This window comes from Phocaeicola sp., from assembly GCF_057861905.1.
The window spans coordinates 16,201-33,244 of record NZ_DBMACV010000017.1 but is presented as its reverse complement, the minus strand read 5'-3'; the positions used below and the strand labels follow the sequence as shown (position 1 = coordinate 33,244).

Annotated in this window: 12 protein-coding genes; 11 read left to right on the top strand and 1 reads right to left on the bottom strand. The window is 40.1% G+C overall.

Annotated elements, in window-relative coordinates; all coding sequences use genetic code 11:
• The 10 genes from ACZM60_RS05320 (at window position 1) to ACZM60_RS05275 (ending at window position 11,395) form a co-directional block, all read left to right on the top strand.
• On the top strand, window positions 1–864 hold the full coding sequence (locus ACZM60_RS05320) for a hypothetical protein (protein WP_484246198.1): 864 nt from the start codon (window positions 1–3) through the stop codon (window positions 862–864).
• Complete coding sequence (locus tag ACZM60_RS05315; protein ID WP_489520953.1) at window positions 861–2,432, top strand: protein phosphatase 2C domain-containing protein; 1,572 nt, start codon at window positions 861–863, stop codon at window positions 2,430–2,432. The genes ACZM60_RS05320 and ACZM60_RS05315 overlap by 4 nt, the downstream gene beginning before the upstream one ends.
• 5 nt (window positions 2,433–2,437) lie before the next feature.
• Complete coding sequence (locus tag ACZM60_RS05310; RefSeq protein ID WP_022231680.1) at window positions 2,438–3,241, top strand: FHA domain-containing protein; 804 nt, start codon at window positions 2,438–2,440, stop codon at window positions 3,239–3,241.
• A gap of 16 nt (window positions 3,242–3,257) precedes the next feature.
• A complete protein-coding gene (locus tag ACZM60_RS05305; RefSeq protein WP_489520952.1) occupies window positions 3,258–6,908 on the top strand; it encodes a protein kinase domain-containing protein in 3,651 nt (1,216 codons plus the stop codon).
• Window positions 6,909–6,920: 12 nt separating this feature from the next.
• Window positions 6,921–7,907 carry a hypothetical protein gene (locus tag ACZM60_RS05300; RefSeq protein WP_294598234.1) on the top strand — a complete coding sequence of 329 codons (987 nt, stop codon included), beginning with the start codon at window positions 6,921–6,923 and terminating at the stop codon, window positions 7,905–7,907.
• A gap of 5 nt (window positions 7,908–7,912) precedes the next feature.
• Window positions 7,913–8,635, top strand: coding sequence for a serine/threonine protein kinase (locus tag ACZM60_RS05295; protein WP_489520951.1), 723 nt, complete (start codon window positions 7,913–7,915; stop codon window positions 8,633–8,635).
• On the top strand, window positions 8,632–9,261 hold the full coding sequence (locus ACZM60_RS05290; RefSeq protein WP_489520950.1) for a hypothetical protein: 630 nt from the start codon (window positions 8,632–8,634) through the stop codon (window positions 9,259–9,261). The genes ACZM60_RS05295 and ACZM60_RS05290 overlap by 4 nt, the downstream gene beginning before the upstream one ends.
• 47 nt (window positions 9,262–9,308) lie before the next feature.
• Complete coding sequence (locus ACZM60_RS05285) at window positions 9,309–9,938, top strand: BACON domain-containing protein (protein ID WP_022231676.1); 630 nt, start codon at window positions 9,309–9,311, stop codon at window positions 9,936–9,938.
• Between the two features lie 255 nt (window positions 9,939–10,193).
• Entirely contained in the window at window positions 10,194–10,559 is a 366-nt protein-coding gene (locus ACZM60_RS05280) for a hypothetical protein (protein WP_489520949.1), read from the top strand.
• A gap of 128 nt (window positions 10,560–10,687) precedes the next feature.
• Entirely contained in the window at window positions 10,688–11,395 is a 708-nt protein-coding gene (locus ACZM60_RS05275) for a DnaJ-like cysteine-rich domain-containing protein (protein WP_022231674.1), read from the top strand.
• 220 nt (window positions 11,396–11,615) lie between these two features.
• Here the strand turns inward: ACZM60_RS05275 and ACZM60_RS05270 are convergent, their stop codons facing one another.
• The gene (locus ACZM60_RS05270; RefSeq protein WP_489520948.1) at window positions 11,616–15,602 is read right to left on the bottom strand and encodes a hybrid sensor histidine kinase/response regulator transcription factor; all 3,987 of its coding nucleotides are present in this window, start codon (window positions 15,600–15,602) and stop codon (window positions 11,616–11,618) included.
• Window positions 15,603–15,898: 296 nt separating this feature from the next.
• On the opposite strand from ACZM60_RS05270, the gene ACZM60_RS05265 reads away from it, so the two are divergent.
• A complete protein-coding gene (locus ACZM60_RS05265) occupies window positions 15,899–17,044 on the top strand; it encodes an aldose epimerase family protein (protein ID WP_489520947.1) in 1,146 nt (381 codons plus the stop codon).

The window sequence follows — 17,044 nt, the reverse complement described above, 5'->3', positions numbered from 1 at the left end:
ATGAGAAAGATTATTTTTATCGTTAATTTTTTATTGCTCTCTGTCTCAAGTTTTGCTCAGTTTTCATTAGGACAGAGTGTTGGGCAACAATATGTTGAGAATGCTGTACGAACTGGTCTTTTTCTAACAAAGCATAGTTTTAGAATTTGTGACGAGAAATCGGGTGATTTGTTTGGCCTTGATGGAAAAGATGAATTTGGATCACAGTATGCTTTTGGAGTGAAAGTACCGGGTGGAATTTTATTGACCAATAGGAGTGTCTGTCCGTGGTTATATGATGTCAATTTTGAAAAATATAAAGACGATTATAGTCCGGTGCTTTTTCAGGCCTTGTATTCGGGGCTGGAGGAAACTCCAAAATATGACTTGCTTGATTATGAATATGACAAAAAAGAAGTAGTGGTAGATACAGCCGTATATAGATTCATGTCCAGTACTTTTGACGGTAAAGGTTTTACGTTAGACAATACGACTGGGAAAAAAGACGGATGGATTATATGGGTTGTTGCTCATGAGAATTCTAATTCAGAAAGTAATGTCCAGTTAGATTTTTTGGTTTATCGGAAAGAAATTACGGTTAACAAAAACGGACAGTGGATTGAAGTGGACAAACCGGATGGAAAACAGAAGATCTTGGGGGGAATCTATGTAGTTCCTACTTTTAAGGAGGTTGGTATTATTGAATTCCAATTATGTGGAGTCCTTGCTCAGGCAAATACTTCCTGGAGAATATATTGTCCTTTTATCGGAAAATCGGAAAGTAAAATAGAGCAAATAGATAACCAACAGAGCTCTGATGCCGAGTTGACTCCAATAGGTAAAAGTAAGAAAGACAAAGCGAAAAACAAGAAAAGTCGGAAATGAATACAATGAAAATCAGACTGGCGGCAAAAACCGATATGGGGATTGTCCGCACAAACAATGAAGATAATTTCCAGGTAGCAGCCGACCTTACTTCAGATAAAATGCAGTGGATAAACAATGAGGTCTACTCATTAGGAGAAAAGGGAACGCTGCTGGTCGTAGCCGATGGAATGGGAGGTATGAATGCTGGTGAAGTGGCTTCTGAGCTGGCCATTGAAACGGTACGTGAGTATTTCTCTTCGGATAGATTGACAGACGAAGTGCTCAAAAACCGCTATTCCATCGAGAAATACATGAATGAAGTGATTGTTGAGGCTGATGCGCGGATTAAACAGGAAGCCAAACGGCGTCCGGAAACTCGTGGCATGGGGACAACAATCGTGATCGGATGGATACTGGATGGTAAACTGTATGTTTCCTGGTGTGGAGACAGCCGGGCATATGTCTATAATCCGGTGGCCGGACTGCATCAGATTTCAAAAGACCATTCGTATGTGCAAGGACTGGTAGATAAGGGGGCCATTTCTAAGGAAGATGCTTTCGATTATCCTGACAGTAACATCATAACCCGCTCGCTGAGTGACGGAACTGCCAAAGCGAAACCAGAATCGCTGCTGAAGCCTTATGACTTGTGTGATGGGGATATCGTCCTTTTATGTACCGACGGATTGAACGGAATGCTTAGAGACAGTGAGATAGAGGATGTCATTCGGAATAATGAAGCGGACATGGACTGTCTGGCTGACGAATTGATCAAGGCTGCCTTTGAAGCGGCCGGTTCGGATAATATCACAATCTGTCTCTGTCAGATTCTGGAAGGAGGAGGCGTCTGTATGCCGGATACTTTCGAGAGTTTCGATAACCGTCTGGCCGGGAAGCAGCGACTGGATACGAGAGTTCCCCAGCATGATACAGAAGAAACGGTCAAATGGTATCGAAAGAAAACCTTTATAGGCTTGATGATTGCATTTGTTTTGGTCCTGATTGGTGGAGGATGCTGGTTTTGGATGCAAAATAAGGGCGAGAGTCAGGTGGAAATGAAGGCCGAAGGAGATAAGAAAGATACAGAAAAGGATGGAAAAGCTCAGTCCGCAACAGATACAACTGAGATGAGAACGGAGACTCCTTCACGTGCCGAAAAAACAAATCCAAGTAAGAGCACTAAGGAACAGAATGAAACGGGTGCCCCTCTGTCTGTTTCTACTGAAATAGAGAATAGTCTGGAACAAATTGGCGGTGTAAGTAAGCCGGAGAAAACTGGAGAGAAAAAAAAGGAGGAACCTAGGCTGACACTGATACATGATAATGAACCTGAACATGCTGGAGAGAAAAAGGAACAGAATACGAGAGGTCAAGAACCTGAAAAGCAAAAGAAGAGTGATGAGGATACTCAAGGGGCTGTCCATCCGGATTCAACCCATACCCAACAGTATCAGGTAAAAGAAGGAGAAACTTATTTCTCTATAGCAAAAAAGTTCAGTATATCAGCTGAAGAACTGATGTCAATGAACAATACAAAAAACACCAGGCTGAATGCGGGTGATATAATATTGGTCCCCAAAAAATGAAGGCTATGAACAACAAGAGAATTACAATTGGAAGAGCTCCTGGTAGTAATATCCGTATCGAGGAACGGTGGGATACAGTGAGCAATGAACATGCAGAGATTGAAGCTATAGGCAATAGTCTGTTATTTTATGACCATAGTTCAAACGGGACAATTATCAACGGGCAGAAGATTCATAATACAAATGTACCAATTTATCCGGGTGATGAAATCCTGTTGGCAGGTGTCTATAGATTGGATTGGGAGATACTTGAGCGTTTTTTTCCCATTTCCCGTAGACCGACTGTAACCAAGAATATCCACGGAGAGGTAGGCAGAAGTACTGTACGTAAAGATGTCTATGTGGAGAGGGACTATGATAATCGCCAGAGTGGACGTAAGACAGAGCCCTTTAACTATAACAAGATAGGGGGTGGAAACGATTCAGGCTATCAGATTCATCAGGAAAGGGAAAATAACTACGGTCAGGCAAATGCTTATTCGCAGGCAGAGATAGACAAGGAACTTGAAAAATGGAACTGGGGAGCCTTTTTCTGTACCTGGTTATGGGGTATATTCCATCGGATGTATTGGCCTTTGCTGATTTTGGTAGTGGCGGCCATTCCTTACCTCGGACAGGTATGCAGCATAGGTCTCTGCGTGTATATGGGACTGAAGGGTTCCAGAATTGCCTGGGACAGCGGTAAATACAAAGATTTTGAAAGCTACAAGAATGCCCAGCGTAATTGGGCGATTGCTGGATTGATCTGGTTTATCATTTCTGTATCTGCTTCAGCATTTCTGGTTTATACTACTTTATCTATGATATGATATAAATTCGGGCATTATGGAACTCAGAAAAGGATATTTATTTCATGATAGATACTTATTGGTAGCATCTCTTGGAAGTGGTGCTTCCGCAGAAGTATGGAAAGCAAAGGATACGAAGGCGAATAATCTGACGGTCGCTTTGAAGATTTTCTCTGAACATTCAGAATTCGACACCTATGGCTTACAGAATTTCAAACGTGAGTTTACTACGGTGTACAACATGAAACAGTCGAATCTGTTACCGCCTACCGGATATGATGTCTGCGCAGGAAGGCCTTACCTGATTATGCAGTATTGTGAAAACGGATCATGCAGTAGTATGGTCGGAAGGATGGAAGAGGAGGATATCATCAAGTTTCTGCACGATGTGGCTGCAGGACTGGAATACCTGCATGACCATAACATCATTCATCTGGATATCAAGCCGGACAATATCCTGCTGGACGACAACTGTAATTTTCTGGTGACAGATTTCGGTATCAGTGTCAGTGGAAATAGTGACATCAGTGATTCGAACGGTATGTCGGGGGGAACCCGTGCTTACATGGCTCCTGAACGGTTTGAGGGAAATACGGCGAATGCCAGTGATATCTGGTCGCTGGGAGCAACGGCTGTGGAACTGCTTACCGGTACTCCTCCTTATGGAGAACACGGTGGATTACTTCAAGCGGAGGGTGAACCACTTCCTGAACTTCCTAAATTACAGCCGGAAGTGAAGGGGATGATCATGAGATGTCTGGAACTTGACCCGAGCAAGCGAATCCGGGCCAATGAAATCCGACAGAAGATAGAACTTTTTTGGGAAACCGGATCGTGGGTCAAACATTCACGTAAGCAGACCATCGCCATAGTACTTACTGTGGCTGCGTCTGTATTGATGTGTGCAGGTATCTTCCTGTGGGATTATACCCGTACGAAAGTTTATTATTACAAGGATTATTGTGAACATTGGGGAGTGCCCGAAGGTATCGGCAGATTGAGCCGCAATGAGGTACAGCACCGTGAGAGGTCTTATCGGTTTGAGTACCAGAAGGGTCAGGTGAGACGTTTGACGTTGGTAAATTCTAAAGGAAAGGTAGCCAATCATACAGATACAGAACTGATAGCCAGTCGTTTCTCGGATGTTTGCTACTCCTATACCGAGGATGGAAATCTGGATAACATGTTCATTTACGACTCGAATGGAAAGATGTTGTTTAAACTGGATTTTGATGAAAACTTACAAACCGCTACTTTCCGGCAGAATGACAAAAACGGTACGGAGATGAACCTGAATGCCAACATGAATGACCTGTATAAGCAGAATTCCGGAGTGTGGGAGGAGAAAAGCCATATCTCACGCTATCTGCTGACGTATGATAAGGATGGTCTGTTGGTAGAACGACGTTATGCTGCTTTCCAGAATGTACCGGCCTGTGACCGTGACAGAATTTATGGACAGAGGTATAAGTATGATGAGAAAGGTAGAAAGATAGAAGAAACATTTGTAGGGGCAGACGGCAGTGTGACAAGTAATAAGAATGGACTGGCTATCAAGGTCTATACCTATGATGAGAATGATGACTGGACCTCTGTTACCTATCTGGATGCTGAAAGGAACGCCTCACACGATGGCAATAATTGCCCGTTGGTGAAGTTGGAATATGACGAGTATGGAAACCGAATCAAAGAATCTTATTATACACTGGATGGTGTTCCTTCGATACGTACGGATGTAAATGTGTCTGGTTTCATGTATGAATACGACCAGCAAGGCTTTCGTGTTAAACAATCTTGTTTCGGAGTAGACGGCAAGTTGGCTTACTGTACCTTTGGATACGTAACGGTAGAAAATTCCTATAATGAGAATGGATATCTGGTAAAGGAAATGTATTTGGATGAAGACGGCAATCCGACCTTATACAATGATGGAACAGACAGCTACTGTTCCGTTTCGTCGAAACCTAATGAAACGGGGCTCCCTCTGGAAATAAGTTATGCAGATGAGAACGGAAGTCCGACAGAACTTTCAATGGGAGCTGCCCGAATTACTTGTACGTACGATGAGGCTGGAAATATGACATCCCAATGTTTTTATAATAAGGGAAATCAACCAGCAGCTGTAGACGGTTTCTATTTCGAGAAACGAATGGAATACGATGAGTTTAACCGGCAAACCAGAGAATATTACCTGAATGCGGAAGGTAAGCTGACTACTTCGGATGGAGTGGTAGCAGATTATCGTATGGAATATAACCTGCAGGGGGCTTTGACAAAAATGTCTTTCCTGGATGAATATGGGCATCTGGTGAATGGAAATGACTTCTTTGCAGGATATGTTATTGAATATGATGAACGTGGAAACCAGAAAAAAATGAGCTACTTCAATAGCGACGGGAAAGCTTGTATGACCCGTAGCGGCTATTCCAGCATAGTGTACCGTTATGATGACAAGACTAACTTCCTGATAGGATCCGAATATTGCGATTTGAATGGAAATGTTTTGAACAGTTATCACTATGCGTACGATGTAAAAGGAAATATCGTAAAGGAGTATGGAGTAGAAGATGGAAGGCTTCAATCTGGAATGACTGTAATCAACCGTTCATTTGATTCAAACAATCGGATTGTTTCTGAATGGAGTACCAATCTGGAGGGGAAAAGAACCAACTTTGTAAAACAGACGTATTCGCAGATTAAGTATGCATACGATGAACGGGGAAATACGAAAGAAACGAGCTATTGGGGAATAGATGGCAGCCCTGCTGTAGATGAAATGAAAACACACAGAAGAGACCGTGAGTTCGACGCACTGAACCGTGTCATAGTTGAAAAGAATTATGGAGCAGACGGTAAACCTATTTCAGGTGCTAATGTGTATCCGGAAGGACGGGTGAAATATGACCAATGGGGAAATATGGTAGAAATTTCCTGTTACGACGGATATGGGAATCCTCAGGTGGGTGCAGATGGATTTTTCATCATGAAATCTGAATACAATAAAAGAAGAAATCTGCTGCATCAGGAGTATCTTGATGTAGACGGCAAGCTGGTCATGCATAAAAGTAATGGTTTTGCTAAAGTGGATTTTGCATACGACAATCACGGGAATAAACTGGAAGAGAAGTATTACGATACTTCCAAATGTATCCGGATAGAATCTTGGAAGTATAACGAAAAGAATAAGTTTACTGAACGGCTGATATGCGATGGTAATGGTAAACTTTCGGACGCATTTTATGGAGTATCTAAGGTAACTGTCAAATACGACGATTCGGGTATTAACCCTATCACGATGAATTACTATAACCAGAACGGAAAACTGATTGCTACCAAGAAATGGGATGTAAAAAACGGTCAGTGGGGGGATATGAATTTTACGGAAAATTCATCAGTTTCCTATTCTGACTGGCAGCAGAGTGTACAGCAGGCGGCGAGAGAATGTCCTTACAAACTAGCCGACGGAGTGTATGCTCAGTCTGTTACTTATACCGCTTCTGCTATAACGCTGACAATGAAACTGACCGAGGTGTCGAAATATAATATGGCGGAACTCAGTGAAGATAAGGTGAAAGAGGTAGGAAAATCCATGAAGATGGAATTGCGGAAGAATCTAAGTCTGCCCGATGGTGTGGCTGTGAAGATTATTGTCATCGATAAGGCTGATAGAACAATTCTTGTACTTTAAAAACAGACCGATATGAAGCAAATGATTTATAAGCTATGGCTGTTTGTAGGTTTCTGTCTATGGGGCCTGCAAGGAATATGGGCAGATGGACTGACACCGGAACAGAAGAAATTCCAGTCAAACCTGTATCAGTTTCTGAAGGAAGAAGGTTTTTCTCCTGAAATTGATCCGGAGGATAATAGCGTAACCTTCAGGGAAGATGATGAACTTTTCTGGCTTTTGGTGAGTGATTCGAATCCCTATTATATAGAATTTCATAAATCTGGGTTCAAATGTACTGATGCTGATTTGAATGTTGTCAGGAGGGCTGTGAATGAAGGTAACCTGAAGGTACGTTGTGCCAAAGCGATGTTTTCTGGTGAAACCGTTTCATTGGCTGTAGAGATGTATTGTCATTCACCGGAGGAGTTCCGTTATGTTTTCTACAAGAGCAAGGAAGAATTGTTGAAACTGGAAAAGACAGTCCTGAATTATTATAATGAAAATGAAGGATCAAATCATCTGACACATGTATCAAGCGGAACGGCAATAAACAAATTCTTTCCGGTTTATGGCTTTACTGTGGGCCAATCGACGGTAAAACAAATGAAAGCACAGGACTATATTGTCAAGGAAACGGATTCCGGTGCAAAACATTGTGATGTCAAAGGACTGACTTTCTGGGATTTTGATAAAGATAAAGTTTTTGAGTCGATTTATATGACCGACTCTTCTTATATGCCCGACAAATGGGTGAGTTTGGGATTGACTTGGGAGTCAAGTTATAACCAGATATTGAAACTTTTTAAGGGAATGGGATTCTCGATCAATATCGAGGAGAAGCCGGAAACGAAGAAATTCAGTGGACGTAAAACGCTTTCGGCAAAGGTTATAGCTGTATCGGCCGACGGTGCCCTGCAATTCAAGTTTGAGTTTGATTATGGAAATGAAAATGGAGAAGGCTATTCATTGAATTCTCCAGGTTCCTTATATAGTATAGATATTGAAGCTTTGAAGTAAAAACAATGGAACAGAACAATTTATTTCATGATAGGTATTTCCTGGAACGCTTGTTAGGCCGGGGAAATTTCTCAGAAGTGTGGCTTGCCAAAGATACTAAGACCGACATAAAGGTAGCGTTGAAGGTGTATGCACCAGCTACCGGACTTGATGATGCAGGTCTGAATGTCTTTGCACGAGAATTTTCATTGGTTGTGAATGCTAACCACAAGAATCTGTTGAAACCCTTATATTATGATTCCTGCGACCGAAAACCTTATCTGGTACTTCCGTACTGTGAAAAAGGAAGCATCATGAAACTGGTAGGAAAATTTTCGGAGCAGGATGCCTGGAGGCTTTTGCGGGATGTAGCCAGCGGATTGGCATGGCTCCATGCTATGAATCCGCCTGTCATTCATCAGGACATCAAGCCAGACAACATCATGGTTGCAGATAATGGTGATTTTATGATTACGGATTTTGGTGTCAGTACACACCTGAGGTCAACACTACGTAAAAGTCTTAGCTCCGCATTCAGTTCGGCGGGAACAGTAGCTTATATGGCACCGGAACGTTTCGGAAAGGATAATACGCCCATTATGGCAAATGATATCTATTCGCTTGGAGCTACCGTATTCGAAATGTTGAGTGGGGATACTCCTTTCGGAGATGATGGAGGACTGGTGCAGAAAAAGGGTGCTGAGATTCCTGAGTTGAAAGGAGATTATTCTCCTCAGCTAAAAAATTGATTTATAAATGCTTGTCGACAGATCCGTGGAAACGTCCGACTGCGGAACAGCTGGAGCAGTATGCCATAACGGGTTTGTCTGGTAATACCATAAAGTATGTAGACGAAAAGACCGCATGGCAGAAGCATAAGTTACTTTTTTCGGTAGTGGGAGGTGTACTTGTTGTTGCCATTATTGGTGGAGGAATGCTGATAAAGCATCAAGTCAATGTAAAGAGGGAGACTCGTGAAAAGATGGCAATCATGGCTCATAATGATTCGGTACAGGCCGAAGTTTCTCAATTGGTTTTCTCGGCTGATAGTCTGGTACAGGTAGGCGATTTGCATGATGAAGGTTATGAAAGAGCTTACTTGAAGGCCTATGACAATTATGAATCTGCTGAGGAACTGGCCCAAACGTTGCAGGATAGCGCGAATGTTGACAGACATAAAAATCTGGACGACAAGAAAAGTCAGTTGGAACGTAAGCTGTATGATGCTTATGTCTCTTTCCAGGAAAAGTCACAACTATTTAAAGATGATGTGGAAATTTCCACTGAATTCAAGGAACGTGCCGGTAATATCAGTTCTGTTATAAATGTTGCAGAATTTGAGAATAAACAGGAAAAGGCTGTTCCAGAAGAGTAACTGTATATGATTTTATCAACGAATTTTATTGTTATATTTAAATGCGTATGAAATATTTTATTGGATGCTTTCTGTGGAGTATGATGTGCATGTCTGCGCTTGTTGCTAATGCACAGAGTGCTTGTGATAAACTTTTTGCAAATGGAGTAAAATGTCAGCAGACGATGACTATCTCTTCCCAAAGAAATGCAATCGGTTATTTTGAGAAGGCTAAAATCTGTTATGATTCTCAGGCTAAGAAAGATTTGTGTGACCAGCAGATCAAGTCATGTAGGAACATTATTACCCAATTGACACGTACGGAAGAAGCAAAGAAAAAGGAATCACAGACTAGGGAACCTGAAGAAAATGATCGAAATAAGGCAAAAAATGACTTGAAACCGGTCAGAAAAGATGGTAGAATAAAGCTGAGTTTGGATCGTACCTATATAAAGTTCAAGGGAAAAGGTAATGAGTTCCAGAAGGTGAAAGTAATTTGCAATTATCCGGATTGGGAGATCACGAAGATGCCGGAATGGGTAAATTGTTCTAAAAATGAGAATAATGAAATTGTTATTGAGGTAGAGAAGAATCCTAATGATGTGGAACGATCTTCTCAACTTGAAGTAACTTGTGGTGATGAGGTTACTACCTTAACCATCATACAGGAAAAGTTCAAGAAATTTATCTTGTTCTGATAGCTCTTGTTCGTGTCGATTTCAGACATATTGTCTGAATATGTTTGTAATGTTCATACTAGGTGTACTGACTTACGGACTGTAAATCGACTATATTACTGATTGTGAAACAAGACGTCGTGAAAGTCTCTGCAGGTTGGACAACCCTAAGGGTACCTGTGTGGATGTGCTCTTCATGTAAATATTGATTTATCGATTATTTCTCTCTCGATAAAATCGTCGGAGTACGGAAAATGATTAAACTAAAAATATAAGATGATGAAAAAAATCAGGTTATTTTTTATCTTACTTGTACTTGTATTGTTAGGTACGGTACATGTAAAGGCTCAGCATACTGGTAGTTATCAGTGCACCAAAATTGTTGAAGCGAACGGGATTATGAAAAAGGGAGATGCTCCGCATATTTGGTACTTTACGTTTAATCAAAAGGTGGTGTATGAATCAGATCAGTATGGGAACGCTACTCAAGGAGGACAAATGTACGCCTATTTTTTCGTAGGCAGACAGGGAGATATGATGATATTCGAGCAGCGGTCATTACTAGATCATAGTAATCCTTTTATCGTTAATATGGAAAATGTGCTAAGTAATTATACAGGTATAAAGAGTACTAGAATGTAAGTTTCCAACGATTACAAGACCTTGAATATTTGTCAATATGATGCCAACAACAAGCTGGTCCGAACGAGGGTCTATAACTATGTGGATCCTCAAAAACCTGGAGCAGTAGAAATTCCTGATTTAATCAGATGAAAAAGCTATTCACATTCGGTATATGGATTGTTTTGTTGTTTGTTGTGGTATCCTCAACAGCACAACGTCGTTATTTTTACAGTCTGAAATATGTTAAGGTAGGGCAGAACAATGTAAAACCTCCCTACTCGGCAGGCATGTATGTAACCTTTCCTGCCAGTAAGGATGGTAAGTATATATGTTATGACTCTGATCGTAACGGTTATGCCGTAAATGCTTCTTTCAAACTGGATTATATAGGAAATAATCAAAAAGCTTATTCATATTATGGATGGACTTATTGGGGACAGGCGTACTACAATTTCTCGAGGGATTATTCACTTTTGAATGTTGTCGACGAGATTGGAAATACTTATGTCTTTTATCGTACGAACGGAACGCAGTCGAACTCTACTTACTATAGTGTAACAGATTCTCATACCGATAATAGTGGGGGTACAGGAAGTACAGTGATTGTTTCTGGTAGCCCTAATTCGTCGGGAACATCTTCCCCTGGAGGAAAAACAAAAAGAACGGTACGGGTAAAATGCCAATTCTGTAATGGAACGGGTATTTCTTGGTCGGAGAAAGTATATTTACCCAATTATACAGGTTCGGACGAAAGACAGTGGTGTAGCCGGTGTAATGCCTGGGGAATTCCCCACAAGCATATAGATCATCGTTGTACAGTTTGTCGTAATGGCTACATAGAAAAAGAAGAATAAATGCGGATATGCCTCTTCTGACATTCGTCTAAGAAACTGGATGATGCTTCCAGTCTGTAAAGTACAAAAAACCGCCTGTCATTGTGCGCATGTGCCAATGACGGGCGGCTTTCTTTTATTGGATACGATCTTAGGTATACAGTTTTAGAGATATTTACAGAATACCCTAATTTGATGCGGGTAACAAAACGTGTATGCAAGTGTATATGCTATCTGTATATCAGTTAAGCGATTCGGTATAATCTTTCGGAAGTACGCCGAATTTCGCTTTAAAACATTTGGCAAAATAGGATGACGAACCGAATCCTGTACGTTCAAAAACCTCCGTTACCCGATATCCTTCTTTTAGTAACTGGGCAGCTTTATTGAGTCGGCAGTTCTTCAGATAGTCGTTAGGCGACATTCCTGAGAGTGCTTTCAGTTTCCGGTAGAAATTCGATCGGCTCATGTGCATCTCTGTAGCAAGCACATCGATAGAGAAGTTTTCATCATTCAGCTGTAGCTCTATGATTTCTTGTATCTTTTTTATGAATTCCTGATCTTGTGCAGTAAATGGAATGTAATCTTCTTTATCCTTTTCTTCAGGAGTTGCTTGAGGGAAGAACGACGCCATACGTTTCTGAAATGCTGTGCGTAAGTTCAACAAATTTCGTATTTGCATATGTAATTGCTGAATTGTGAATGGTTTTTCTATATAAGAATCCGCTCCATAAGAAAAACCTTCCTCTTTCGATTCTGGCAAGGTCTTGGCTGTGAGTAAAATAACCGGTATATGCGAATATTCTATGTTACTTTTAATCTTACGGCACAGTTCAAATCCATTCATCAGCGGCATCATGACATCCGTAACCACAATATCAACATCTTCGTCTTTCATTATTTGTAAGGCTTCTATCCCATTTTGAGCCTTCAATATGTGATAATACTCTTTCAGTCCGTTACATTCCAGTTCCAACAAATCTCGGTTGTCTTCTACGAGTAATATTTTGGCCTTGGAGCTGCTGGCTGGCTTGTCATTGCTACCTTCCAAATCCATATGAGACCGGCTGTCGGGGAGTATGATACCCTTATTCTCCTCTTTCTGAAGGTCTTCATTGTAAATGGGCAGTGTTAAGATGAAGGCAGATCCGCCTAAAGAGCTGTTTTCAACATGCAGTGTACCATGGTGACTTTCTGCCAGAGCCCGTGAATAAGCCAGTCCGATGCCAGTGCCTTGAATCGATTGTCCGTCGGCCACTTGATAAAAGTTCTGAAATATCTTTTCCTTTTCAGCATCTGCAATACCCGGCCCGTCGTCTTCTACAATGATAGAAAACGTTTTCGCATCGTTTTTTACTGTAATCGAAATGGTTTTATTGGCATATTTCATCGCATTGCTCAACAAATTTACCAGAATTCTGTTGAGTTTGTCGCCATCAACCAAAGCCTCAAGATGGAAGTCCTCGGGTTGATGAATGGAGAGGCTGATATTTCTTAAATCGGCAGACCCAACAAATTGTTGATAGATACTATTAATCTGTTGAGGTATGTTGCAGAGTTTAAGATGTAATTTGATTTCACCTGATTCCATTTTTTGAAAATCAAGCAATTCGTTTGTTACTCCCAGCAAATAATCTACGTTTTTATTGATCACCTGTAGATAATGTTGTTCGGTTTGCTTATCTATGGCGGCATGCATGATGCTTTCTAATGGCAGTTTTATAAGAGTCAGTGGAGTTCTGATCTCATGTATTAAGTTGATAAAGAAATTGACTTTGTTTTTATACAGTTCTTTATCTTTTTTAATTTGATACTCTTCGATTCTTTTCTGGTACTTTGCCTTTAGATAGAAATCTCTTTTATATAATGCATAAATGATAAGGCAAATAGCACATGCGATATAAGCAATATAAGCCCAGACAGAGCGATACCATGGAGGAGTGATAATAATCCATAATTTCGCTATATGCTCATTCCATTTTTGGTCGTTGTTCGATCCTTTTACAGAAAAGCAGTACTTTCCCGGCGGCAAGTTATGATAGGTGGCAAAATTTTCTCTGATGTTACTATTCCATTCCGTATCGATACCTTCTAATTTGTATGAAAAATGATTTTTTTGAGGATTCTGGTAACTTAATGAGGCAAAATAGATAGAAAAGCTGTTATAGTTAAAAGGAAGTTTGATCTGTTTGGTCAAGAAAATCGGTTCTTCCAGATTCAGTAAATCTTGTGTATCTTGAGAAGAATCCGAATGAGCTAAAATGAAATCCGTAATATAGACTGGAGGTATAAACGTGTTTTTTTGAACAAATGAAGGTTGGAAAGAATTAAATCCATTGGTACCTCCAAACAATAAAGTGCCATCCGATATCTTGTGAGATGCACGTTCACAAAACAGGTTTTCCTGTAGTCCGTCTGAGTTTGTAAAATATTGATAGTCGTCGAAATTTTTCGGATTTACCCGAATAAGTCCGATGTTACTTGTAAGCCACAGATAACCGTAGAAATCTTCTTCAATGGAATATACCACAAGCGTTGAGAGCTGCTTGTTTGTAAAGGTGGTAAAAGTCTCCTCCTCAGCATTGAATAAGCATAATCCATTTCCATTAGTTCCTAACCATATTTTTTTATTGGAATCTTCAAATAAGGTAATGATAGAGTTATTGATCAGCGAAGATTCTACTCCTTGCTTATGTTCATAGTGTTTCCAGTAATTAGCATTTTTATTATTGAAAAATATACCATTATTGGCAGTTGTAATCCAGAGGTTGTTGTGGGAATCTTCGTATATGTCAGTAATGGAAATCATGGCCCCGACGGATGTTTCGGTTCTGAAATTATCTTCTTCGGGATTATAATAACATAATCCCCAGTTGGTACCAATGTAGATGGTTCCATCGTGGCATTTATATATTTTTTGAATATTGTTGCTGCAAATGGTATTAGGGATATTATAAGAATGCTGGTAAGTCCTTGTTTTACCATTGGTCAGGTTGAGGACTTTTAAGCCGTTCGAGAATGTACCAATCCACAGTTCGTCTTCTTTCAGGCAAAGACAACGTATATCATAAAGTTGTTTTTCTTTCTCTACTAATGGATATTCTTGTATGTCGTTACTGGTCGTATTATAGGTAAATAAACCTTTTTGAGTTCCGACCCAGACGATGTGGCGTTTGTGGTCTTCATAGAAGGCATTGACCGTGGGGTTGCCCGGTATTTTGTGAAGATTGAAGGTCTTATTCTTTGGGATGATGTGGATCGCTCCCGTCTGGTTGGTTAAAGCCCAGATGCCCCCTTCTTTATCTTTTATGAAAGCATTGATATTTTGGTCCGTTATATTGGTTCCGTCGTTGTTATGAATCTCTGTTAAGTTAGATAAAGTCTGGTCCTTATAATTATATAGATAGATTCCATTGTCTGTCCCAATCAGGAAGGTATCTTTGGTAAAAGGAATTAGGCATTGTACAATCTGGAACTGATCAGATTGCAGTTTACGGCAATCAACCTTTCCCGTCAGAGTGTTTATTTCGAATAAGAATTTGCTGTCAGTTCCAATCCACAGACTTTTCCCGATAGGTAATATGCAGTTGGTTTTTAGGTAATTTTTTGTTTGTTCCTTTGTTTGCAATGGGAATGATTGAATAAACTTCTGTCCTTTATCCAGGCAAATTATTCCTTCTTGCAGCGAGGCTATATATAGTTTATGGTTTCGGTCTACATACATATCCCACACAAAAGATAAATACTGGTTATTTTGTGTCAGTGTATCGTTTTGCAAATTATAAATAAAGATTCCCTGCCCTAAGGTGGCTATTGCTATTTCTTCATCGGAAAGCTGAATGATTTTTCTGACCTCACTGCTGATGGATACTCCAAATTTAGTCATTTGGGTGAACGGGATGAATGTGTTTTTTCTATCATAGATATATATACCCCGGTCGGTACCTACCCATATTCTCCGTTGCTTGTCTTCGAATAAGGAATAAATGAAATTGCTGCCTAATGATTGTTTCTTGTTTTGGGAAGAAGTTCTGAATATCGTGTTGCGTTGTCCGTCAAAACAGTTAAGTCCATTGTCTGTTCCAAACCAGATGAATCCGTAGCTGTCTTGTAAGGCACACCATATCGTATTGTGTGATAATCCGTTTTTTACCGTATAAGAATTTATGACAAATGATGGGAAAAGTTCGGCTGGAGCTACTCTGGTACATAGAAAGAATAAGAACAATAAGATGCAAGTTTTTTTTAAACGAAACAAAGTGTAGATTTTTGATAACATAATATCCCGTAGCTAACAATTTCTCATAATGGCGGTAAAGTTATAATATATTTGATAAAAACTAATAATATTTTCTATTCTTTTCATTTCGTTTGTGACACAGTATTGATAGTCGTGATTTATGATTGCTTTTTGATTAGATATTACTATTCATTGACTAAGAATTTTTGTAAAAAATGCCATATAAAGCTTTTCTTTGCCACAAAAATATTAGAGTCCTTTGTGTAAAGTAAATAAATGTACTTATGAAAAAAACATTGATTTTATCTATGCTATCTGTCTTTCTTCTGGTAGCATGTATGGGGGGAAAACAAGAAAATTCAGTCGAGCTTACTGAATCAGGCTTAAATCCACAGAAATTTGTAACTGATGTAGATGGAAAGAAAACTGGCTTGTATATATTAAGGAACAAGAACAATATGGAAGTTTGTGTTACAAACTTTGGAGGAAGAATTGTGTCAATTATGGCTCCCGACCGCAATGGTACCATGCGTGATGTGGTATTGGGTTTCGACTCTATTCAGGATTATATAAAGTACCCTTCAGATTATGGAGCCAGCATCGGCCGATATGCCAATCGTATTGCTCATGGTCGTTTCTCCTTGGACGGAGTAACCTATCAGTTGCCTCAAAACAATTATGGACATTGTTTGCATGGTGGTCCGAAAGGTTTTCAGTATGTAGTATACGATGTTGCTCATGTTGACAGTAGTGAAATCAAGTTATGTTATCACGCCAAGGATATGGAACAAGGCTTTCCGGGAAACCTGGACTGCTCTGTTACCATGAAGCTTACCGATGACAACTCTATTGATATTCGATATGAGGCACAGACTGATAAGCCTACTATCGTAAATATGACCAACCATTCTTATTTTAACTTGGATGGAGATCCGAATAGAAATAATTCAGAGTATTTGTTGATGGTTAATGCCAGCAACTATACACCTGTCGACAGTACTTTCATGACGACAGGGGAAATTCTTCCGGTAGAAGGTACTCCTATGGATTTTCGCCAGCCAACCGTATTGGGAGAACAATTGAGTAAAGATTCCGAACAGCTGAAAAATGGTCATGGAATTGATCACAACTGGATACTTGATACACAAGGTGATATCAATCAGGTATGTGCGTCACTGGAATCGTTGTATAGTGGCATCAAACTGGAAGTTTATACTGATGAGCCGGGTATTCAGGTATATACCGGAAACTTTCTGGATGGCACTCAAACAGGTAAAAAACATATAACATATAATTTCCGTGCATCCGTGTGCTTGGAAACCCAAAAATATCCGGATACTCCGAATAAGCCCCAATGGCCTTCGTGCGTATTACGTCCGGGTGAAAAATATATGAGTCATACAATCTTTAAGTTTACAGTAGATAAATAG

Coding starts and splice junctions, on each gene's coding strand:
- ACZM60_RS05310 (WP_022231680.1), top strand. CDS start 2,438: ATGAACAACAAGAGAATTACAATTGGAAGAGCTCCTGGTAGTAATATC.
- ACZM60_RS05295 (WP_489520951.1), top strand. CDS start 7,913: ATGGAACAGAACAATTTATTTCATGATAGGTATTTCCTGGAACGCTTG.
- ACZM60_RS05265 (WP_489520947.1), top strand. CDS start 15,899: ATGAAAAAAACATTGATTTTATCTATGCTATCTGTCTTTCTTCTGGTA.
- ACZM60_RS05300 (WP_294598234.1), top strand. CDS start 6,921: ATGAAGCAAATGATTTATAAGCTATGGCTGTTTGTAGGTTTCTGTCTA.
- ACZM60_RS05320 (WP_484246198.1), top strand. CDS start 1: ATGAGAAAGATTATTTTTATCGTTAATTTTTTATTGCTCTCTGTCTCA.
- ACZM60_RS05285 (WP_022231676.1), top strand. CDS start 9,309: ATGAAATATTTTATTGGATGCTTTCTGTGGAGTATGATGTGCATGTCT.
- ACZM60_RS05280 (WP_489520949.1), top strand. CDS start 10,194: ATGATGAAAAAAATCAGGTTATTTTTTATCTTACTTGTACTTGTATTG.
- ACZM60_RS05315 (WP_489520953.1), top strand. CDS start 861: ATGAATACAATGAAAATCAGACTGGCGGCAAAAACCGATATGGGGATT.
- ACZM60_RS05275 (WP_022231674.1), top strand. CDS start 10,688: ATGAAAAAGCTATTCACATTCGGTATATGGATTGTTTTGTTGTTTGTT.
- ACZM60_RS05305 (WP_489520952.1), top strand. CDS start 3,258: ATGGAACTCAGAAAAGGATATTTATTTCATGATAGATACTTATTGGTA.